At 64.8% G+C, this 22,951-nt stretch carries 13 protein-coding genes; 5 read left to right on the top strand and 8 right to left on the bottom strand.

The features are described from left to right. Positions 1 to 34 precede the first annotated feature (34 nt). The 5 genes from G3N98_RS06235 (at position 35) to G3N98_RS06215 (ending at position 9,045) form a co-directional block, all read left to right on the top strand. Positions 35 to 1,072 (top strand): hypothetical protein, encoded by a 1,038-nt coding sequence (locus G3N98_RS06235; protein ID WP_206147625.1) that lies wholly within the window; start codon positions 35 to 37, stop codon positions 1,070 to 1,072. Between the two features lie 343 nt (positions 1,073 to 1,415). After that, positions 1,416 to 4,478 carry an ATP-binding protein gene (locus tag G3N98_RS06230; RefSeq protein WP_206147624.1) on the top strand — a complete coding sequence of 1,021 codons (3,063 nt, stop codon included), beginning with the start codon at positions 1,416 to 1,418 and terminating at the stop codon, positions 4,476 to 4,478. A 118-nt stretch (positions 4,479 to 4,596) separates the two neighbouring features. Beyond that, a complete protein-coding gene (locus G3N98_RS06225; protein ID WP_179257699.1) occupies positions 4,597 to 4,782 on the top strand; it encodes a hypothetical protein in 186 nt (61 codons plus the stop codon). A gap of 450 nt (positions 4,783 to 5,232) precedes the next feature. Further along, complete coding sequence (locus G3N98_RS06220; protein ID WP_206147622.1) at positions 5,233 to 5,907, top strand: response regulator; 675 nt, start codon at positions 5,233 to 5,235, stop codon at positions 5,905 to 5,907. Between the two features lie 123 nt (positions 5,908 to 6,030). Continuing rightward, positions 6,031 to 9,045 (top strand): ATP-binding protein, encoded by a 3,015-nt coding sequence (locus G3N98_RS06215; protein WP_206147621.1) that lies wholly within the window; start codon positions 6,031 to 6,033, stop codon positions 9,043 to 9,045. A 197-nt stretch (positions 9,046 to 9,242) separates the two neighbouring features. Here the strand turns inward: G3N98_RS06215 and G3N98_RS06210 are convergent, their stop codons facing one another. The 8 genes from G3N98_RS06210 to G3N98_RS06175 form a co-directional block, all read right to left on the bottom strand. Continuing rightward, positions 9,243 to 10,256 (bottom strand): fimbrial protein, encoded by a 1,014-nt coding sequence (locus tag G3N98_RS06210; RefSeq protein WP_206147619.1) that lies wholly within the window; start codon positions 10,254 to 10,256, stop codon positions 9,243 to 9,245. A gap of 75 nt (positions 10,257 to 10,331) precedes the next feature. Continuing rightward, a complete protein-coding gene (locus tag G3N98_RS06205; RefSeq protein WP_206147618.1) occupies positions 10,332 to 12,821 on the bottom strand; it encodes a fimbria/pilus outer membrane usher protein in 2,490 nt (829 codons plus the stop codon). Positions 12,822 to 12,936: 115 nt separating this feature from the next. Continuing rightward, the gene (locus G3N98_RS06200) at positions 12,937 to 13,656 is read right to left on the bottom strand and encodes a molecular chaperone (protein ID WP_089473975.1); all 720 of its coding nucleotides are present in this window, start codon (positions 13,654 to 13,656) and stop codon (positions 12,937 to 12,939) included. 60 nt (positions 13,657 to 13,716) lie between these two features. Beyond that, complete coding sequence (locus tag G3N98_RS06195; protein WP_346779070.1) at positions 13,717 to 14,313, bottom strand: fimbrial protein; 597 nt, start codon at positions 14,311 to 14,313, stop codon at positions 13,717 to 13,719. 341 nt (positions 14,314 to 14,654) lie between these two features. Next, positions 14,655 to 15,350: a POTRA domain-containing protein gene (locus tag G3N98_RS06190; protein WP_206147616.1), complete on the bottom strand. Its 696-nt coding sequence runs from the start codon at positions 15,348 to 15,350 to the stop codon at positions 14,655 to 14,657. 253 nt (positions 15,351 to 15,603) lie between these two features. Then, complete coding sequence (locus G3N98_RS06185) at positions 15,604 to 16,614, bottom strand: fimbrial protein (protein WP_206147615.1); 1,011 nt, start codon at positions 16,612 to 16,614, stop codon at positions 15,604 to 15,606. Between the two features lie 911 nt (positions 16,615 to 17,525). After that, positions 17,526 to 20,930: a filamentous hemagglutinin N-terminal domain-containing protein gene (locus G3N98_RS06180; protein ID WP_206147614.1), complete on the bottom strand. Its 3,405-nt coding sequence runs from the start codon at positions 20,928 to 20,930 to the stop codon at positions 17,526 to 17,528. Positions 20,931 to 21,102: 172 nt separating this feature from the next. Next, positions 21,103 to 22,797 carry a ShlB/FhaC/HecB family hemolysin secretion/activation protein gene (locus tag G3N98_RS06175; RefSeq protein ID WP_241025773.1) on the bottom strand — a complete coding sequence of 565 codons (1,695 nt, stop codon included), beginning with the start codon at positions 22,795 to 22,797 and terminating at the stop codon, positions 21,103 to 21,105. Between the last annotated feature and the right edge of the window lie 154 nt (positions 22,798 to 22,951).

Raw genomic sequence — 22,951 nt, 5'->3', positions numbered from 1 at the left:
CTTCGTTCGTCCTTTTTGCACCGAGGTGATCCCGATGAAAGCCGTTGCCCTGATCGCATTGACCTGTCTCGCGCTGACCGCTTGCGGCGGCGACGACTCCTCGCCCGCGGCGTCCGGTGGATCGGGCACGAGCAACAACGGCGGCACCGGTGGAACCGGCGGCACGGGCTCGGGCGGGACGGGAAGCGGCGGCAGCGGTGGTTCGGGCGGTTCGGGCGGTTCCGGTGGCTCGGGCGGCGGCACGCTGACGTGGCGTTACGAGGCGCAACCCGTCGCGGCCGACAAGGCGAGCTTCCTGACGCTGGTCAACAATGAAGGCGCGAAGGGCTACCGCTATCTGGGCGACTATTACTACAGCGCGAGCAACGGCGGGACGCAATCGATCTTCGTGAACGACGGCACCGCGCAGACCTACACGTACCAGCTGCAGAACGCCCCGGCCGACCTGACGTCGTTCGTCAACACGGCCAACGCGCAAGGGTCGAGCGGCTACCGCTACGAAGGGCCGCTCACGTACGGCGATCTCTATCGCAAGGACGGCGGCTCGTCGGCCACGTACACGTACACGACGACCAGCTTGCCGGCCGACACGAATGCGTTCCTCACGCAGGCGAACGGCCAGGGCCAGTCGGGCTACTGGTTCCTGGGGCCGATCGTGGTGGCATCGGTGCAGGCGAACATCTACATGAAGAACAACGCGTCGAGCGCGACCTATACGTACGACGCGCTGGCGCCGGCGTCGACCGTCAGCGACTTCATCGCGCAGGCCAACAGCGAAGGGGCGAAGGGGTATCGCGCGAAGGGCGCGATGGCGTTCGGCGCGGCAATCTCGTGGGTCTACGTGAAGGACCAGACGCAGTCGCCGACCTTCACGTACCAGTCGGCCGCGATCCAGTCGACCGGCGCGAGCTTCGTCCAGCAGTCGAACACGTTCGGCGGGCAGGGCAGCGCGTACCTGAGCGACATGGCGCTCGGCACCACGCCGCCGCTCGCGATGGCGTCGTTCTATTTCACGCCGAAGAACTGCACGGGCTTCCTGTGCACGACGCTGAATCCGCTCACGCAGAACTGAGCGAGCCAGGCGGCTGCGTTGCGCGGCCGCTTTTCTGTTTTTTCCGAAGCGGGGCGGGCACCGGCAAGACGGTGTCCGCCCCGCTTGCTTTCATGTGCCACCGATCGGGTCGGCACGCCTGTCGTTCTGACCCTCACCGGTCGTGATCGGCGCGCAAATATCGTTCAAGTTCAAATCTGATTTCCGATCATATTGGACATGTACTAAACCTTTCATTCCCGACTGATTTTGGGCCAACCGTTTGGCATGATCGCGGCATTCCAATCGTTCTCAGCCACATTCGTGCACGAAGCCGGACCCGGATCAGCACGCATGCCGGTGTCCGGCGTCGTCGCATTGCGACATGCCAAACAGTCCGCTCCAATCCATCCGTCGCTATCAGAACATCTCGGTGTTCGGCGGCGGGATCGTCGTCACGATCCTGATCCTGATCGCCTGTGCGCTCGGGATGGGTTCGATCGTGTACGGTTATCTCGATGGTGAGCGGCACAATTTCCTGACGGGCATGGTGCAGACGCTCAACGAGATCAAGGTGAGCGAGACGTCGTTCCGCAACGGCGTGACCAATGCACAGCTGATCTGGCGCGAAACCGGGCCGGTGCCCGACGAGGTGGTCGACGCGTTCTATGAAGCGGGCGAGCGCACCGCGATCAAGCCTTATCCGTCCGTCGTGTTCGGCGTATCGGAGCAGCCTGCCGACCGCACCGAGGTGGCCCGCTACCTGTCGCTGTCGGTGCTGCTGGCGCGCATCTGCGCGGCGAGTTCGATCAATCGCGGGCAGACGCTCGTCGGCTATCACTACAGCACGCGCACCAGCCTGCTCGGGCTCGTGCCGGATTCGGGCGCCGGCGGCGGCGTGCTCGCGACGCAGGAAGGCCGCGCGCGCGTGATGGACGCGCTGCGGATCGATTTCGGCACAGACCCGGCGCAGACGGTCGGCCCCCCCGGTCGCCCGCACGTGCGGTGGCTGCCGCCGTTCATCGATCCGGTGTCGGGCGCCGCGCGCATCCGGCTCGCCGCGCAGGCGCAAGTCGACGGCGAGCCGTTCGCGGTGCTCGTCACCGAATATGCGCCCGAGCACCTGCTGTCGTGGCAGCTCGAGCATCCGGTCGACGGCGTGTTCTTCGTGACGACCGGCGACAACCGCCTCGTCGCGGCGAGCGCCGGCGTGGCCGGCGACGAGGCACGCACCGGCCGCCTGCTGGCGCTCGATCCGTCGCGCGATCGCACGAAGCCGGAGCAAGCTGCGTTTCGCGACGGCTTCGTGATTTTCCACGGCACCCTCGATGCAACGGGCTGGACGCTCGCGTATGCGTTGCCGTGGACGGACGTCGTCGCGAACGTCGCGTGGCGAGCGAGCCTGCTGCTCGGCGCGTCGCTGCTCACCATCGCGATCATGTGGATCCTGCTCGTGCGCTTCCATCGCCGGGTGTTCGCGTCCGTCTATGCGCGCTCGCAGCGCGTGTTCGACAGCGAAGCGCTGTGCCGCAGCGTGATCGAGACGGCGCCGATCGGGCTCGGCCTGATCTCGCGCGCCGATGGGCACTTCATGCTCGTCAGCCCCGCGCTGGCCGAGATGCTCGCGCGGCTCGGCAGCGACTATCGCGCGCTGTCCGCGCAGGCGGTGGCGCGCTACGACGCGTTCATCGAAGGCGGCGCGGCCGGCGGCACGCTGCAGACCGATTTCGTGCTGGCCGATGCGGATGCCGGCGCGGCGCCGCTGCATCTCGAGGTGAGTGCCAGCGGCGCGCGCTACCAGGAGATCGACGTGCTGATCGTCGCGGTCGCGGACGTCACCGCTCGGCGGCAACTCGTTCAGCAACTCGAGGAAGCGGTGCGCGCGGCCGATTCGGCGAACGCGGCCAAGTCGTCGTTCTTGGCGGCGATCACGCACGAGATCCGCACGCCGCTCAACGTGATCCTCGGCAATCTCGAACTGCTCGACCGCTCCGCGCTGGATGCGTCACAGCACGGCCGCGTGCAGACGCTGCGGGCGGCCGCTTCCGGGCTGCTCGGCCTCGTCAGCGACATCCTCGATTTCTCGAAGATCGAAGCGGGGGCGATGACCGTCGAAGCGATCGAGTTCGACGTGATCGGCGTGATCGAGCGCACGCTCGGCGCCTTCGCGCCGGTCGCGAAGGCGAAGGGGCTGTCGCTGTTCTGCGAAATCGACGCGAGCGACGCGCAGCGGATGCGCGGCGACCCGACCCGGCTCGGGCAAGTGCTCGGCAACCTGCTGAGCAACGCGATCAAATTCACCGCCAGCGGGCACGTCTTGGTGCGCGTGTCGGTTGCGTCGGCCGGATGCGGCGACGCCGAGCTGTCGATCGCTGTCGAGGACACCGGCATCGGCATCGCGGGCGCCGATCGGCACAAGCTGTTCAAGGCGTTCTCGCAGGTCGATGCGTCGATCACGCGCCGCTACGGCGGCACCGGGCTCGGGCTTGCCCTGTGCGATCGCCTCGCGGTCGCGATGGGCGGGCGGATCGACGTGGCGAGCGTGCCGGGCACCGGCAGCCGCTTCACGTTGACGGTGCCGCTCGGGGTGGCGATCGTGCCGCTCGACGCGCATTCCGCGCGCGGCGCGCGTGCGCCGGTGATCGTCGTCGGGCGCACGGAATGGCAGCGCTTCGCGTTGCCGCATCTGCGTGCATGGGGCTTTGACGTCGACGGTTACGAGCGCCCGGCGCTGATCCCGGCTGACCGTCGTGCGCGGGCTGCCGCGATCGTCCTGTTCGGCGATTCGGACGCCTGGTCGCGCGCGGAACTCGACAGCCTGGGCGACGCGTGCCCGGTCGTGCTCGCCACGCCGGACGGCCCGCCGCGAGCCTATCGGGCGGGCAGGACGATACGCGTGTCGAGTTATGCGCTGAGTGGCTTCAAGGCCGCGCTCGCGCAAGCGATGGCCGACACCGGCGGCCTTGCCGCGCAACGGCCGGCGAGCACGCACGTGGAAGAAGCCGCTCGTCCGGGCGCATGGCGTGTAGTGCTCGCCGGCATCGATTCCGTCACCAGCACCCTGTTGCGGGAGCAGTTTGACGTGCTGGGCTGCGAGGTGCAGACGGCCGGGTCGGCCGAAGCGGCGCTCGACCTGCTGGCCACCGGAGCGTGGCACGTGCTGCTGGTGGACGCCGGCCTGCCGGACATGTCGGTCTGCGCGCTGGCGAACGCCGTGCGCGATCTCGGCACGGGTTGCGACGTGGTGGTCGTCACGTCGCATGTCGCGCCCGCCGACCGGCGGCAGTATGCGGATGCGGGAATCGACAGCGTGCTGACGAAACCGGTGACGCTCGCGCACCTGCGCGGCGTGCTGGCAGGCATCGCTCGACGGCGTGGTGCGCCGGAGCGGGGAGTCGGGACACAAGAACAGGACGTCGCGCGCTTCGCACACGGTGGCACGGCATGAACGCGTGTCGATGGTCGTGGGCGGGCCCGACGAGGTCCGACGGATGGAAGGCAGCGCGTCGCACGGGCTACAGCGGCGTAGATCAATCAGGTGAGAAGAGGGGAAGACCGTGCGCTACATGGTGAAAGTCTTCGTAATGTTGCTCGATTTCGCCACGCTTCCCGAGAAATCCAGACGGGATTTTCTCGGCAGGATGAACGAATTCCTGATCATGTCGCCGATGCAGAAGCGGCGCGCGATCACCGAATGGAAGCAGACGCTCGAGGAACGGGGCGAATCGGGCGAAGGTGTCCACCGACCATAACGACGATCCGGATGCCGGCAAGCGGTCGATGCGCGGCAGGCTCGCTGCTGCGCGAGTGGTTGCGATGGGATAGGGAGCGGGACGGGGCTAGCCCGGCGCTGCGTTCCGGGAAGCCACTACATGCGTCGGCGCGTGTCTCGTACACATGCGTGGCGCCGGCCCGGAAGGGCATGCCGATCGGCAACGCCTGCTCACGTTCGGCCGGCGCGCCCATGCTGGGCATGGCGCAGGGCGACCCGACATACGGTCTGCCTCTGCCTGTCGGCCAATGCTTACGGTCTTACCCACGTTTTATCTTAAAATCGAGTCGCGCTTGCATTCTCCGATGGGTCGAATGCGACGGGTCGAATCGACGGCCTGTCGGCTGGATGGAACGGAACCGGAACGGTTGCCCGCATCCTGCGGCTGTCGGTGAGTGCGCGATCAAAAGCCTCGGGGAGAAATGGGACGATGGATGAATTCTTTGTGCGTGTGATGGTGGCCGATGACCACCCATCAGCCGCGATCGGGATGTCACAGGCGCTTGCCGACAGCAGCACGATCCGGCTCGTCGGTTCCGTGTCCAATTCGACCGATCTCGTGGCGGCGCTCGACGAGAAGCCGAGCGACGTGCTGGTGGTCGACTACGTGATGCCCGGCGGCAAGTTCGGTGACGGGCTCGTGCTGCTGTCGTTCCTGCAGCGTCGCTACCCGGCGCTGAAGCTCGTGACGATCACGATGATCGACAACCCCAGCGTGCTGCATGCGATCCGCAAGCAGGGCGTCGGCTGCATTCTCAGTAAGTCGGATGCGATTTCCCACCTCGTCGGCGCGGTGCACGCGGCATACGTCGGCGCCAATTACCTGTCTCCGCATATCAAGCAGCTGCTGGAGTCGGCGGGCACGTCGGAGACAAGCCGCCCGCTGACGACCCGCGAGATCGAGGTGGTGCGGCTGTTCGGCGCCGGCTATACGGTCGGCGAGATTGCCACACAGCTCCACCGCAGCAAGCAGACGATCAGTTCGCAGAAAACCAGCGCGATGAAGAAGCTCGGCATCGTGCGCGACGCCGACCTGATCCGCTATGCGAGCGACGGCAACCTGGCCGATGCTGCGGCGCCCGATGCGCCGGCCGCCGGCGAATAGCCGGCGCAATGAACGTGGCCACGCCGGAGGCATCGCGCGAAGGCGGACGATCCGGCCGTGCGGCGTGCCGAACGCGCGCATCCCGAGTATGACTTTCCCGTCCGGCGCCGCCGATCACGATCCATGCCTGCAAAACTGAAACGACTGATCGCGCACGCGGCGGCGATGGGCCGCAAGCCATTCGACCCGAGGCGCGTTCGGCGGCAGCAGCGGGTGTTGCTGTATGGTGGCGGCGGCGCGGTCACGGCGTTCGTCGTCATTTGCGCGGCGCTGGTCATCCGGCTCGACGTGCATGACAGCCTGGGGCGCGCGCAGTCGACGTTTCTGCAGCGCGAGGCGGAGTTCTACGGGAACCTGCAGGCCGCGGACCGGGCGCTGATGACGTTCGGCTCGCGGACGGAGCAGCTCTGGAACCAGGGCGCGCTGCCGTCGCCGGAGGCGCTCGAGACGTTCGCGGCGGCACACGGCAGGCTGGTCGCGAGCAATGTAACCGGCTGGAAGCCGTTCTTCGCGGTGGCCGAGATTACGCCGAATCATCCGGCCGAGTCCTATGCACGCTATCTCGGCGCCATGCTCGGGCAAATCGACCCGCAATCGCGTTATCCGGTACGCCCGGCGAACGCCGAGCCGATCGGCGGCTACCTGTTCGGGCTCGATGGCCCGTTTCTCGGTGTCATTGGGGCGGGGATTGTCGCGCGCGCGCAGACGCTGCCGTCCGATACCGACTTGCCGGCGCTGATCGCGAAGTTGATGCCGACCGGCGCGTCGACGCAGAAGCCGGCCATGCAGGGCCGCACGTTCATGCTCGATCGTCGCTACGATCCGATCATCGGGCGGAGCGTCGTGCGATTCGCGCGCCGGCTCGACGATGCGGACGGTCGTCCGTTCGGCTGGTTCGTGTTCAACGGCTTGTTCCGTCTCGACGACATCATGTCGCCGCAGTCCGACGACGAGGACGTGGCGGTGGTGGACGCACGCGGCAGGATCGTTTTCGGGCGGCAGCGCGATCCTGCGATGATCGAACGCGCGATGAACGGCACGCGCGCTTCATCGGGTGGGCAGGTCGTCGTGCGACGGGTCGGCACGCGGTTCCTCATCAGCGACGCGGTGCCCGATTCCCGCCTGACCGTGATGACGACGTTTTCGTGGCGCAGCGTGGCGAGAGCGACCGCTGTCGATATCGGCATCACGCTCGCGTCCGCGCTGTTCGCGATTGCGATGCTGTGGATCGCAATCCTGACATTCGATCGCCGCGCGCTGCGCCCCGCAAATCGGCGTGCAATCCGGTTGATCGAGAGCGAGGCATTCAACCGCACCTTGATTCGCACGGCCCCAGCCGGCTTGCTGCTGCTGTCGGCGGCCGACGGCGACACGATGGTGCGCAACGACGCCGCGCTCGCGTACGACAAAGGCGTAACGGGGCTGCCGCTCGGCAACCGCATCTGGCAGGCGTATCGCGAACGGCAGCCGGCTGGCGCGAGCGACCGGCACTTCGTCATGCAGCAGGAGTTGGCGGTCGAGCACGCCGGGCAGGAGACGCTCTATCTCGCGGCGCATGTCGTCCGTACCAAGTTCCGTGGTGTCGACGTGCTGCTCTGCACGCTCACCGACGTGACGGCCCGCAAGCTGACCGAAGACAAGCTGCGCGAAGCGCGCGTGGCCGCGGACGACGCGAACAAGGCGAAATCGACTTTCCTCGCGACGATGAGCCACGAAATCCGCACGCCGCTCAACGCGATCGTCGGCAACCTGGAGCTGATGGAGCGGGCGGAACTGCCGGCGGTCGAGCGGCGCCGCCTGAAGACGATCGTGTCGTCGTCGGATACGCTGCTGCACGTGATCAACGACGTGCTCGACCTGTCGAAGGTGGAATCGAACCAGATGGCGCTGGAGCACATCCCGTTCGACCTGCGGCGCGTGCTGCAGGACGTCGCGGCGATCTTCCGGCCGCTCGCCGAAGCGAAGGGACTGGCGCTCGAGTGCCATGCCGCGGCTGAACTGGCCGACGGGTACGTCGGCGATCCGACGCGCTTGCGCCAGCTCGTGTCGAACCTCGTCGGCAATGCGATCAAGTTCACGGAGCGCGGCGCGATCACGATCGACGCACGGCTCGCGCGCAGCGGCAAGGGCGCCGGCTGTGTCGAGATCGCCGTGCGCGATACCGGCGTGGGGATTCCCGATGACGCATTGCCGACGCTGTTCGATGTTTACATGCAGGCTGATGCATCGATCTATCGCCGATTCGGCGGCACCGGGCTGGGGCTGCCGCTGTGCCGCCGCATCGCGCGATTGATGCAAGGTGAACTGACGGTCGAGAGCCGGGTGGGCGACGGTTCGACGTTCGTGGCAACGCTGCCGCTGTCCGATGCACCGGCCGGCTGGCGGGGCGTCGAATGCGAGCCGGACGCGACGTACGCCGGGCAGGCGCCGCATCCGCGCGATGACGTGCCGCCGCTGCACGTGCTGGTGGCGGAAGATCACCCGGCGAGTCGCGCGCTGCTGCGGGACCAGCTCGACGCGCTCGGCTACGACGCAACGATCGTCGAGAACGGTGTCGAAGCGATGCGTGCGTACTTCGAGCAGCCGTTCGACATCGTGCTGACCGATCTGAGCATGCCGCAGCTCGACGGCTTCGCGCTGGCGAATTTCCTGCGTGAGCAGGGGGCGAAGGTGCCGGTGATCGCAATGACCGCGCATGCGACTGATGAAGATCGGCACCGCTGCCTGCAGGTCGGTGTGGCCGAGGTGGTGCTCAAACCGCTATCGATTGACGTGCTCGACGCAGTGTTGCGACGGCATAGCGATGCTGCTGTCGCGCGAAACGCGACCGGGCGCGATTCGTGCGAGGCGCAGGCAGGTTCGGTCGTGACCGAAGAGATCCGGCGGACATTGTGCATGGCGACGCTGGAATCGATGTCCGCGCTAGCCATGGCTCGGTTGAGCAACGATGTCGATTCGATGAAAGTCGAACTGCATTCGATGCGCGGCGGGTTTGCGTTGGCTGGAGACACCGAAGCGCGTGATGCGTGTGCGCAAGTGGAAGCTGCGGTAATCGAAAGCGGCGCAGTGGCGCTGAACGATCTTTGGCCCGCTTTCCAGGACGCAATCGACCGTGCGCTGTCACGGCTTCAGGACTGATGCGTCAGCGGATCGCTGATGTGCTCGCAGCAGCTTGAGAAGTGTCGCCGCCTCCGAGCGGAGGCGGCGGTTTGGGTTGGGGCGCGGAAGGAGGGCACTGACATCGTGCCGTAACGATGCATGGGCGTGAGCCGTACTGTTTCCGAGACACGGAGCGTCTGCTCGGAAGGGAGACTGCGGCACAACCGTGTCGATCGTTACTGATAGCTCATCGTGAACGTCGCGACCGCGTTGGCGATACCGCCCTTCACTTTGGCTGCAGTCTGGATGTACCGTGCTGTCAGCGGAATGGTGAAGCTTCCCATGCCTTGCGGAATGTTACCGGCTTTCCATTGATTCGGGTTCCCGGCAGCACTGGAGTCGGGACCGAAGCTCAACACCGCACCGTTCTTCAATACCTGGACCGCGAACCCCGATGCATCGGAATCTGGCGAAAGTGACAGCTCGTTCGACAGGTTGCCGGGATTCGAGTTATCCGTGAGCGTGACATAAGCATTCGTCGACGTGCCGTCGTCTCCTCCGGCGCAATCCAGCTTGATGCTGAAATCCCGCTCGGGCGTGGTGCTGCCAACGCCGTTGAAGTCGCGTGTCGTGAAGCCGTTGCCGGACGGGCTGAGCTGAACGTCGATTTTCTTCGTTGCGACCGAGCAAGTGGGTACCTTCGGCGTGATGGAGATCGAGCCGTTGATGCGATACGAAATGAACTGAAATGCGCCATCCTGGATCCAGGTTCCGCCGATTTCTCCCTGGAGTCGGCCCTGGCTCGTAATGGGGCCGGTCTTGACGAATTCGACGACGAGCGGCTCTGCGGCTATCTTGATCCACGGGAGGCTGGCGTTGAAGGAGGACGGCCACCACGAGGCGGAGGATGCAAAGCGGATGCGTACTCCCACACCCGCGACCGTGGTCGGATACGTGTTGTACACCGGTTCGGCCGTGGCGCCCAGTCGACCGTTGAGCACATTCTTGACGCTGCACCACGCTGTATAGTTTCCACCTGCTACGCTGATTTCTCGTGAGTCGAGAACCGTGCCTGCAGGAACCGACGGATTGAACTCGGGGGTTGCGTAGCCGTTTATTGTATAGACAACGGGCTTCTGGCCGAGGTTGATTCCGGTATTATCGTCCGTGATGTAGCAGCTGCTGGAGGCACTCATTGCCGGAGAGACGGCCGCGCCGAACAGGGCCGCTGCCAGGATGAATTGACGCATGATGATTTCCTAACAAATGTTCCATGTGATTGTCAGCGCCGGATTGCTCCGTCGCTCAGGCCGATTCGGCAGCAATCAGCGTCCTGCCATCCGGCAACTCATCGAAACACGCTCGTACGATTGCACGGTGTTTCGCGGCGGCAATGCATAGTCGCCCTCGCATTTGCCTTGACTCCACTGGATCGACAGGCGCCCTTGATCCTTGACGCCGAACACCAGCACGCGCGACGCGTTGTCGACCATGCCGAGCACCTTGCCGTTCTCGTCGTAGGCCGTGGCACCGAACGGCACTTGGCCGCCCTCGCTCGTGGTGACGTCGAACTGGATGCGCCGGCCCGTTTCTGCCGAGAAGCGGGTCTTGACGATTGCGCCGCGGGTCGGAACCACCGGCTTCGAGTTGTCGATCAGATCCGTGTCGGCCCCGAGGCTCGCCGTATCGATGCTGACCCAGTTGTAGCGGTACGGCTGCATGTACGGCAGCACCGCGTAGCCGCGCCGATCGGTGCTGACGCTCGACGATGACGAGAACTGCGCGCCGCGCACGCCAGGCACTTCCGCGATAGCGAACGTTTCGCCGACAGGCTGGCCGAGCGTGATGCCGCCGCGATGCGCGACGATCGAGCCGGTGGCACCGACGTCGACGTGGCGGCTGTGGCCCGACTGGTTGTAGTTGGAACTCAGCTTGGTCGTCGGCGTGTCCCAGCCGAGGCCGACGCCGCCCGATCCGCCGATGTCCTTGCGATAGTCCGCCTGGACCGAGTAGTTCACGGTGTTGCTGTCGTTCAGGAAGCCGGTCACGCCTGCCTGGACGCTCGTATCGCCCTGTGTCGACGTGACGGCGTTCGCGAATGCGCGATGCGAACGGACGCCGCCGCCGATCGGAATGCTGAGCGACGCGGTGAACTGCGTGTTGGATTGCCCGAACGGCCCGCTTTCCATCGTGCGCGCCACCGCGACGCTGTAGCTGAGATTCTTCAGCGCGCCGCTGTAGCCGAGCTGGATGTTGCGGCTCGTGCCGCCGCGGTTCCAGTAGCTCGTCTCGCCGATGCTCGCGTACAGCGACCCTTGCCGACCGAGCGACTGGTTGATGTTCAGGTCGATCCGGCTTTTCTGCCGGCTCAGGCCCATGCCTTGCCGCTGGTCGACGTCGTCGACGTGCTGGCTGAATGTGCGATAGCCATCGGTCGAGTAGCGATAGCCGACCATCGTGAACGTCGTGTCGGTCGACTTCAGCGTTTTCGAAAAGAGGAACCGGAAACTCTGGCCGCTCGATTTGCGGCCGGGTGCGTTCGACTGGCTGTGCGTGATGTCGAACGACATACCGCCGAATCGCGAGTTGTAGCCGATGCCAAGCGCGACGGCCGCATAGTTTTGCGCGCCGAGCAGGCCGCCATAGCCGGTCAGGTTGTCGGAGACGCCATAGACCAGCGTGCCTTGCGCGAATGTCGGGCGCGCCTGGCCGTAGCCGCGATACTGGCCGGCGGAGAATGCGTAGCGCATCGAGCCGCGGCGAATCATCACCGGCAGGTACGAATATGCCTGCCGATATGTGCGAATGCTGCCGTCGGCCTCGATGATCTTGATTTCGAGGTCGCCGTTCGAGCCGCTCGGATAGATGTCCTTGAATTCGAACGCGCCCGGCGTAACCGTGGTCGAGTAGATCACGTAGCCGTTCTGGCGAACCTCGACCACCGCGTTGCTCTGCGCGATGCCGCGCACGACCGGGGCATAACCGACTTCGTTGTCGGGCAGCATGCCGGTATCCGAGTTGACCTGGACGCCGAGGAAGCGGACGCTGTCGAAGATTTCACCGGACGAATACACCTCGCCCGCCGACAACGTGCCCTTGATGCCGCGCAGATCGCGTTCGACGTAGCTGCGATTCGCCGTGAAGCGGGTGGGCGAACCATTGCGGCCCGTCAGCGACGATTCGTTGCGCAGGCGCCAGCCGGCGATGTTGATACCGTTGCGCAACCCGAGGTAGTAATAGTCGCTGCGGTAGCCGGTGTCGGTGTCGTGGCTGAAGTTGGCCTGGTAGTTGGTGTACGCCGCGGTAACGCCATCGTCCCACAGCGACGGATCGACGTAACCGCGTGCCTCGCCGGGCACATACGCTTGCGGGAGACTGATGTCGAGCGCGAGCGTGCCTACGTCAAAGCTCGCCGAGCCGCCATCGGCGATTTTGCCGAGATCGAGCGGCGTGTTGTCTGCGAGGCCGGTTTCGAGTTTGCCTTCGCGCTCGAGGCGTGTGATGTCGACGCCCAGATCGCGGATCAGGCCGAACGTGATGACCGGCCGCACTTCACCCGATGCATCGGCAGTAAAGACGATGGAGCGCCGCGTGGCGCGGCGCTGATTCAGCGATACGTCGACGTCATAGGTGCCCGGCGGTACGGCGCTGCCACGCTCGAAATACTTGAGCTCGACTGGCGCATCGCCTTTCTTCAGGAACTGATCATTGAACTCTGCTGCTTGCGAGGCGGCGGGGGCGACCAGCATCCCGATCGCCATCAGGCAGGAAGCTTCCCGGCAGGCTTCGACGATTTTCTTAACGGTAGTATTCATGCCCAGAATGCGTGCCTTTCCTACTCTGCCAAGCCCTCAGAAATGCTCGCCCTATTAAATTAGTACAACGTATTGAACATTTGGATTGCCGGGTGACGCCGATTCCGATCGGCTGCTATCTGGCGATTTCCGCTTGATTGCTGTCGGAGGCACCGAAGTCGTTGATCGAATCGAATTCAACCCGGGTGCCCGATGCCGGCGCGTGGCCGGAAAATTCCTTGATCGCCATGCGTTTGCTCGATTTTGGCGGGACCATTTCGGTGGTGACCGCGTAAGTTCGTGTACCGATATGCACGCTCGCCTTGGCCAGCGACACGAAGTACGGGCTGTCGTTGACCGCTTCGAGCTGTGTTTTCCCGCCTTCGACAGTCCAGCGCCACTGGAGCTGTTTCGCTGCCTCTGCGGGCTTCCCGGCCAGCTCGGTGGGGCGGTAGAACAGCTTGATGCGCTGTCGTACCGCGATCTGCAGCGTGTTGTCGTCCTTCGCCTTTTGCGGGATTTCCTGAACGTTTAGCCAGAACACGGACTCCCGGTCGACCGGCAGGCCCTGCCCGGCGTAGAAGATGCGCAGGATCTGTTGTTTGCCGCCATTGAGGCGACTGAGCGAAGGCGTGATGGCGAACGGCAGGTCGTCCTGCTTGTCGCTCTGACTTTCCAGCCACGACTGAATCATCACGTCGTCGCTGGACTGATTCTTGACCGTCACCGCACCTTCCTTGTCCTTCTGTGCATAGACAACGCGCGTAGCGGACAGGGAAATGCCGGCATGGGACGGCATCGAAGCAGACAAAAGCGAGCCAGCCGCGATCAGTGCGGCGATGATCGATCTCTTCATGTTTGATTGGAGCGTGAAGGGTGGCGGGCAACACACCGCGCCGCCACCGGATGGAGGGATTTACTCGTAGGTCAGCGTGAACGGCAGCGTGCCGTTCGCGGCGCCCGACTTGAACGTGGCGCCGTTCTTGACGTAACCGGCACGCATGTTCAGCGATGCGGTGTAGACCGGTGCTTCAGCCGTGCCGCCCTTGACCAGCGGTGCGTCGAACGTCTCGTTGGCCGCCAGGTTCAACAGCTTGTTGCTGGTGTCGTACATGCCGATGCCGACGCCTTCCGCGCCGCCCGTAACCTTCAGCAGCATGTTGTTCTTGGCGTCGACGCCCGAACCCGACATCGGGTCGAACTTGACCTTGACCGTGGTCAGGTCTTGCGCGGTGTTGCCGCAGTCGAGATTCAGGTTGATCGACGTGCCTGCCGCGATGTTGGTGCTTTCCGCGTCGGGGATCGAGTCCGAGCTCACGGTGCCGAGGTTGACGGCGATGTTTTGATCGCCCTTGCCGCCCGACACGTTGGCGCCGGAGCCGCCCGTGATCGAGCACGATGCTGCCGTGATCTTGCCGGTGAACGAGATGGTGCCGTCGGCCGCCATGGCGGAACCGGCTGCGAACGTTGCTGCGATGGCGGTGAGTGCCAGGATGTGCTTGCTGAAAGTCACGATTTTCTCCGTTGATTCGGGAATGGGATTAACTCTTGTCAGAGCGGAATCAATGATATTTTTTGGGGGGGAATTGGTCTTTAGGACGTGTACGAGTTATTTTTTGATGGAGGATTTACTAGTACGAAAATTGATTAATGGATGTTTTAAACCGACCGCAATGGATTGATCTTTAAAAGGATTTGACGATTGAGTGGGCGCCGAAGTCGATCGCTCGATCAAACAAGGCCGTATCGATGTCGATGACCCGGGGGCAGGCGGTGCCTGTTTCGATATACCGTAATGGTGGCGACGAGGGCCGGCGTCGTATCGCACAACGCCGGTCCTGTTTATCTCGGCGCTTAGTCCTTCAGAACACCGAGGTTGCTTCCCGCGAGCGCCACGCCGCTTTCGTTCCCGCTCGCGCGATTACCGTTCAGCGTCCCGTAATTGATACGGGCAAGCGCGCCGTAGGTCTGGTCATAGCCGCTCGTGAACGCGATGCTGCTCTCCGTCGTCGAACGCTCGATGCGATCGAGGTTGACGCGGGCCAGCCCGCCGAGGTTCGAATCGCGGCCGCCGGAGATGGTGCCGCTCGAGAACGACTTGCTGATGCTGCCGCCGATGTACGCGACGCCGTTGGTCGCGACGTTGACGTTCTGCGCCGTCACGTTCGAGATCTCGCCGAAGTTCCAGCGCGCCAGCGCGCCGGTGGAGACCGGCATGCCATAGCGCGGGGTCAGCGCCGTCGCCGTGATCTCCTGCCGCGGCAGGTACGCGTGCGCGAAGACGTGGCCGCGTTCGAGGTAACAGGCGGTGATCCGGTCGGCGGCCTCTTTCAATGCGGCGAAGTCGAGATTGCGGTCGACCAGGTCGGTCAGCAATGCACGCAATTGCGCGGCGTCGATCGAGTGGTTGCCGTCGATGTCGAATGAGTTGACCGCGATGCGCGGGCTGACTGCCGACGTGGGAACGGGTGCATCGCTTTGCCCCGAAATTGCGAGATCGGGTGTCGTCGGTGCTGGCAATTTCGGGCGGGCGGCCTTGACGTCGCGCAACGACTGTCCGGCGCTCGGTACTTGTGCGAGCGCGACGCGGGGAAGTGACGGGGCGATACCGGCAAGTGGGCGTGGCGCATATCCGGTTGGCATGGTACGGGGTCACCGTACCGTCAATGGAGAGTGACAGTGCCGAACTCGGCTGCCGGTGCCGGGATGTGAGTGATCGTCTTCAGTCGGAGGATGCGGGTGAGCGCAGTTGTCGTGTCATCGATCGCACGACAACGCGCCATTGTCTGACGGCCGTTCCGTTCTACTGATAGCTCATCGTAAACGACGCATTGGCATTCGCGATACCTGCCCTGATGCGTTGCTCGGTTTGTACGTAACGCGCCTGAAGCGGGATGACCATGCCCGCCTCGCCTTGCTTCACGCGGCCGGCCCACCATCGATTCGGGTTGTCGAGGGCAGAGGAGTCGGGGCCGTAGCCGAGTACGACGTCATCCTTCAGGATCTGAATGCCGACGCCGGCCGCATCCGAATCCGACGATAGCGAAAGTGTCGTGGATCGATTGCCGGGCTTGGTGGTATCGGTCAGTGTGACGTACGCGTTGGCCGCCGTTCCGGTATCGCCTCCGGAGCAGGAAAGGCCGATCGAAAAGTTCAACGGTGGCGCGGTCGTGCCGACTCCCTTGAAGGTGGTCGTGGCGAGTGTCGACCCCATCCGGACGGGGATGCGCGGCGTCGTGACGGTGCAGGTCGGAACCTTGGGGGTGACGAGGACGGGCTTGGAATATTGGTACTCGACAAGAATCTGGCCAGAGGCATTCGTGTTTTGATAGCGAGCGTATGCGCCGTTCAATACTCCGCCTTCCGTGACGTTTCCCGTCTTGATCAATTGAATCGTCGGAGCGTAGTTCGTGTTCCAGTACCCATCGTAGCTGACCCAGGAACCTTCTCTGAATGGAAAGGGGCGCTTCGCATAGTCAATGATTCGGATCCCGACATTCGGGATGCCTGTCGGATAGACATTGTTGGGGCCTAGTGTGCCAACGCCGTTGTTATAGGTGAGCATGCCTTCAGGGCACTTGTATTGAGGGCTCCATGGATAGACCGCATTGGTAAACGTCAGCCCAGTGGCTTGCGCTTCATAAATGACGCCGCCGATCGGGATGTCACCCGGACTGAACGGCGGAGGCTCGAACCCTCGTACCTTGACGATATAGTAGTCGCGGCCGTCCGTCGTTACGGCGGTACATTTTGCCAATGCACTGAGCGGCAAGGTCGACGCCAGAAGTATCAGGCTGAATTTGATGAGTGTCATGGCAAGTAGCTGGCATCCTGTACTTGATTGGTTTGTCCGTTCCGTATTGTTCGAGGGCGACCATATTTGTGCGGAGTCACCTACCTCCAGCAAGGCGCGGTCACAGCACGTCGATGCTCGATCAAACCCGGGGCGAGCTGGGTCTCGAGTAACGTGATCTTGGCATTTTGATGATTCTTGGCTGCTCACCCACACGAAACTGGTTGGCTACGCGTGGCCTGCCACGACGGCTCGTATAGCGCAGTGTTTTGAGGTGTCGGTGTTGAGATCTGAATCAACCGCTTGTTTTGCGGAGCAATGTTATTTGTGTTGCCTGACCTTGTATTTGGTACGTGTACTAATTTCGGTATGGCCCATCCATTTCGTGTCCTATTAATTCTCTTTGGAATTGGGCCAGGATCGATGAGAGAAGCTCGCCGGCGATCCAAATTCTCCATCTATCGACGTGCCTGCTTAGACCGGATCAGTCAGCATGCCTTCGAGCCGCCCGAGCGATCGAGTTGCTTCGAGCGTGCTGTTGTTCGACAGTCCATGACGGCCGGCATTGGGCACCCGGACTTGTGCATGCGTAAAGGCATACAGCGACGGCGTAAGGCCGATCGTGCGCTGGTCGAAACAGCTTCAATTTCCCTTCGCGTCGACGAACGGCTTCGCCGGCCGGTTCGACTTCACACGACGAAACTTGATCGCGGGATGGCAACTGCCGCTGACCTGCCTGGATCGACTCGCTCGTGATCGATTGCCAGTGAAGTCGTTTCTCGCTGTTCCCCCTTTCCATGTTGGTTCGCAGCATGGGGTGACCGGTCACGCCATTGCGTAACCGGATCCGGACGATGCCGGATCCGCCTGCGGGTCGAGATGGAGGCCGAAACATCGTCGTCCTGTACGACGCCGGCCTCCTTCCTTCCCGCTTAGTCCTTCAACACGCCGAGGTTGCTGCCCACCAGTGCCACGCCACTATCGCTCGCGTGATTGCGGCTCAGCGTCCCGTAGTTGATACCGGCAAGCGCGCCGTAGTTCTGGCCATAGCCGTTCGTGAACGCGATGCGGCTCTCCGTCGTCGAACGGTCGATGCTACTGAGGTTGACGCCGGCCAGCCCGCCCAGGTGCGAATAACGACCGCCGGAGACGGTGCCGCTCGAGAACGACTTGCTGATGTTGCCGCCGTTGACGCCGGCGAGGCCGCCGATCTGGCTGTACGCGCCGGCACGCACCGAACCGCTGGCATGGGACGCGTCGACGGTGCCGCCGACACGGCCGATCAGGCCACCTGCCGCGCTGTTGTCGCCCGCTTCGACATCGCCCGATGCGAGCGACTTCGCGACGCGGCCCTCTTCGCTGCGACCGATCAGGCCGCCGACGTCGGATTGCGCGCCGGCCTTCACGTTGCCGGACGCGTTCGATGCCAGCACGGTGCCCGTGTTACGACCGATCAGGCCGCCGGCAAGACTGCGTGCACCGGCCGTGACGTTGCCGGTTGCGGCCGAGCGATCGACGCTGCCCTTGTTGACGCCCACGAGGCCGCCAGCGGCACTGTCGTTGCCGGTCAGCACGTCGCCCGTCGCGCGCGACGAGACGATCGTGCCGGTGTTGCTGCCCGCCAGACCGCCCACGACGCCGCCGTTGCCGGCCACGACCTTGCCCGATGCGCTGGATTTGGCGATCTTGCCGGCGTTTTCACCGACGAGGCCGCCCGCGATGCTGTCGTTGCCGGCGATCACCGTGCCTTCGGCGATGGACGCATCGACGAACCCTTCGTTGATGCCGACGAGCCCGCCCAGCGTGCCTTTGCCGTTGACCTGCACGTTGCCGCGCGCGATCGACGCCTGGATGTCGCCGGTGCCGGTGTTGTGGCCGACGAGGCCACCCGCCGCGCTGTTCCTCCCGGCCAGCACGTGGCTGTTCGACGTGGCGCGTGCGATGACACCCGTGTTCAGCCCGACCAGACCACCTGCGCGGCTCGAGGTGCCCGTCTTCACGTTGCCATTCGCCAGCGAATCCGCGATGCGGCCGCCGTTGTGCCCGACGAGCCCGCCTGCCGAGCCGGAATCGCCCGCCACGACGTCGCCGTCAGCGCGGGACGCGTCGATATCGCCGTCGTTGAGACCGACGAGGCCGCCGGCGTTGGTGTGGTGACCGGCGGTCACGATGGCGGACGACGACGAACCACCGATGACGCCGCCTTTCTGGTTGACGCCGACCAGACCGCCTGCATTGCCGAAATTGCCGTTGGCGATGACGCTACCCGCGCTCGACGAGTTGGCGATCACACCGTCGTTGAACCCGACGAGGCCGCCGATGCCGTTGCTGCGTGCGGCGACGACACGGACGTCGGCGTGGCTGTTGCTGATCTTCGCCGCTGGCGACTGCGGCCACAACACCGACTTGTTTTCGCCGACCAGCCCGCCGATCGCGAGGGTGTCACGGTCGCCTTCGACCTTGCCGCTCACGCGTGCGCGATCGATCGTGCCGCTGTAGTTCGAGCCGACCAGGCCGCCGATGTATGCGTAGCCGTTGGCCGAGATGTTGACGTTCTGCGCCGTCACGTTCGAGATCTCGCCGAGGTTCCAGCCGGCCAGCGCGCCGATGGAGACCGGCATGCCGAAGCGCGGGGTCAGCGCCGTCGCTGTGATGTTCTGCAAAGACAGGTTCGCGATGCGCCCGCTGTTCATGGCGAAGAGGCCGACCATGCTCGCATAGGGGTTGGTGATGTTGAGGCGGCTGATCGTGTTGCCGAGGCCGTCAAACTTGCCGTAGAACGACGAATAGTCGCCACCGATGCTGCGGAAACCCGCGTTCATGCCGTCGATGGCGTTGCCGAGCACGTAGCGGCCGCCCAGGTTCGCATCGACGTTGCGCAGGTCGGCGAGCGTGTGCAAGACCTTGTAGTCCTCGCCGTTCGAGCGGTACGACGCGTTGTCGCCCGACAGCGTAACGACGGCCTTGTCGTTCGCGAACACATGGCCGTTCTTCGAATTCAGCTCGAGATGCGCGTTGCGGCCGGTGAGCTTCACGGCATCGTTCACGTTGATCCGGTTTGCGGCGTTCAGCAGCAGGCTTGCATTCGTGCCGCTGGCCGAAATCGCCTGATTCAGGTTCACGTTGCCGTTCTTTGCGGTCAGCGTCAGCGCGTTGTCGTTGGTCCACGTGACCGGGCCGTCGACCGTCAGGTCGTTGCGGGTGTTGGTCAGCGCGACGTTCGTCGTGCCGAGATTGCGCGATAGCGTGTCCGCGCCGATCGAGCCGCCATCGCCGCCGACGCCGGCGTTGGCGGCCTCGATGGTCCAGGTGCCGGCCGTGTTGCCCGCACGGGTATCCACCTTCGTGTTGGTCGCGACGTTCACGCGCTCGCCACGCGTGACGACCGACCCGGCCGGCGCGTTGGCCTCGGCCGCGCTCGCGTCGAGCTTGCCGGCGACGTTCACGGTGCCACCGTCGAGCGTGATCTTGCCGCCGCGCGCGTTCAGGCCGCGGGCCTCGATCGTGCCGGTGTTGTTGACCACCGCGTCGAGCAGGTTGCCGGCCGCGCGCGCGGTCATCAGCACTTCACCGCCGTCGGCCTTCAGCAGGCCGCCGTTGGATGCCTGGGCATCGACGGCACCGCCGTCGACCTGGAGGTTCAGCAGGCCGCTGCCGTCGAAGTTGACGGTGAACGCATTGCCCGCACCGAGCGCAACACGGCCCATCTTCGCCTGGATCACACCGTTGTTGGCCACGCGCGCACCGAGCAGCGCGACGCTGCCGCCGTCGGCGGCGGTGATCGTGCCGTTGTTGATGACGGATTGCGTCGAGGAGCCGGAGAAACGGTAGTTGCCGGCGAGGAAGTCGGCATCCGACAGGTTTTGCGTGGACGCCACGAGCCCGCCGACGTTGATCTGTGCACCTGAGCCGAACAGCACACCGTTCGGGTTGACGAGGAACACGCGGCCATTAGCGGAAATCTGCCCATCGATGCGGCTGCCGTTCGTGCCGATCACGCGGTTGAGCGCGATGGACTGGCTGTCCGGCTGATGGAACGACACGCGCTCGCCGCCGCCAACGCTGAAGTCCTGCCAGTTGGTGATGAGCTTGTCGGTGTGCTGATTGACGGTCATCGCGCGCCCGTCTTCGGTGCGCAGGATGTCGGCCTTGCCGGACAGGATCGCTTCGCCGGACGGCAGCGCGAACGCGGGCAGCGCGGTGAAACCGATCAGCGACACGGCGGTGATGGCGGCGCGCTTGCCGCCGCTCGCCTTGCCGCGACGGCGCGCGGTTTCCCCGACTGCGGTCCAGCAGCGCTGTGCGCCGTTCCATACCAATGCGTAGGTCTTGTTCATCGTTGTTGTTTCCTCGTGGTTGGTTCGCTTCGCCGGCACGACACCGCCCGTGTGCGCGACGAATCGAAGCAAATGGGCGGAGGGATCCGCCCCTTCGGATGCGGGCAGTGACGCTGCCCGCCGGTGCGGTCCGGCTGACGCGAAGCCGCCGCCGGACCACATCGCCAGCCGCTCAGAAATACTGAGCGGCCTGCAACCAGACGCTCGGCGCGCGCGTGATCGACTGCGTGCGGCTCGCATTGCCGAGCGGCCACGCGGCGGTGACGCTGATTTGCCGGCTGGCGCCGTACCAGCTCGCGCCGACCCCCGTGCCGGACAGCTGCAGCGTGTTGAGTTCGTCGCGTATCCACGGCTGCTTGTTGATCTGCATCCGGCCCGTGTCGACGAACGTGCTGACCTGCCAGCCGGGCGCGACGAGATAGCGCAGCTCGGCGCTCGCTTGCCAGCCCTGGTCGCCGCTGCCCGCGCCGAGTGCGTAAGCGCGCACGCCGTATGGGCCGCCGAGGCTGAATTTTTCCGACGAGTCGAGATTGCGCGACGCGAGCTGGGCGCTGAATTGCGTGTAGAACTGCAGCCGCGAGCCGAGCGCCTGCAGCCGCATCGCATTCACGTTGAGCTTCGCGAAGCTGCCGAGCGTGTGTGAATACCGGTTCATGCCGAGCGGATCGTTACCGCTCATCCGGCCGATGCCGAGCGTGGCCGAGAACACGTTGCGGCCGCCGCCGAACCGGTCGTCATTGCTGTTGGCCGTGACGGAGAACGACCACAGATCCACGCGCTTGTCGCTGACGAGTTCGAATACGCCGTAGTCGTCGCGCAGGTGCTTGTTCTCGTAGATCACCTGCGCGCTGGCGCTTGCGCGCCGGCTGCGCAGCAGCGGCTGCGTGACGAACGCGCTGCGCACGCTCGCGCGGCCGTGATAGCCGAGCGGGCGCATTTCCTTGCCGAGCCGGTAGCCCATGTCGGAGAAGGCGACGCCGATCCGCGTCGACGCGGGACCGACCGGTACCTGGTACATCGCGCGGTAGTACTGCTGGTTCGTATTGCTGGTGAGGCCGCGCAGCGACAGTTGATCGCCGAGCCGCAGCGGCGAGTTGACCGTCACGGCCCCGGTGGCGCGATAGCGGCCCGTGACCGGATCGCCGAAGTTGTCGAGTTCGATTGAGCCGGTGGCGAACGGGCCGCGCTCGGCATCGATCAGCAGGTCGGTCGTGCCGGGTTCCTGACCGGCACGCAGCGTGCCTTTCGCGGCGACGCCGGGCAGTTCGTCGAGCAGGGTCAGCGCGCGTTCGAGATCCGCGCCGCGCACGGTGTCGCCTGCCTGCACGGTGCCGAGCGGCTGGCGCAGCACGCTGGCGAGTACGCGCGAGCGGTTGTGCAGTTCGACGTGCCCGTAGCGGCCTTCGACGACGGCGATGCGGACGACGCCGTTCTCGATGTCCTGATGCGGCAGGTAGGCGCGGGCCAGCACGTAGCCACGCTCGCGGTAATAGGCGGTGATCCGGCCGGCGGCCTCGTTCAGCGCGGCGAAGTCGAGCTCTCGGCCGACGAGATCGGCAAGCAATGCGTGTAGCGGTGCGGCGTCGATCGCGTGGTTGCCTTCGATGTCGAACGCGCTGACTGATATGCGCGGGCCGTCAGTCGTAGCGGGCGCGGATTCGTTGCCCGGTGCGGGAATCGCAAGGTCGGGCGCGGCGGGGGCGGGCAGTGCCGGGCGGACCGTCTCGACGTCGCGTAGCGACTGCCCTGCGTTCGGGATCTGGACTTGCGCATGCGCGACACCGTGAAGCGACAGCGCGAGGCCGGTCAGGCACGCGACGCGGAATGGGCCGGCCAGCTTTCCGGCAGTGTGCCCGGATTGGCGCAACGGCCGGACACGGCGCAGGGACAATGGTGTGGTGTGGGGAGAAGTGGGTGCTTGCGCCGGCGCCGGGGGAGGCCCGGTCACGGCGATCAGGGAACGGACAGAGCGAATTTTCGACCTCGAACGGATGGGCCTGTCGGCCGATGCGTGGTCTCTC

Origin of the sequence: Burkholderia sp. Tr-20390 (genome assembly GCF_017104595.1) — a bacterium.
GTDB lineage: Bacteria > Pseudomonadota > Gammaproteobacteria > Burkholderiales > Burkholderiaceae > Burkholderia.
The sequence above is the reverse complement of the archived record's forward strand: the minus strand, read 5'-3'. Positions and strand labels throughout refer to the sequence as shown.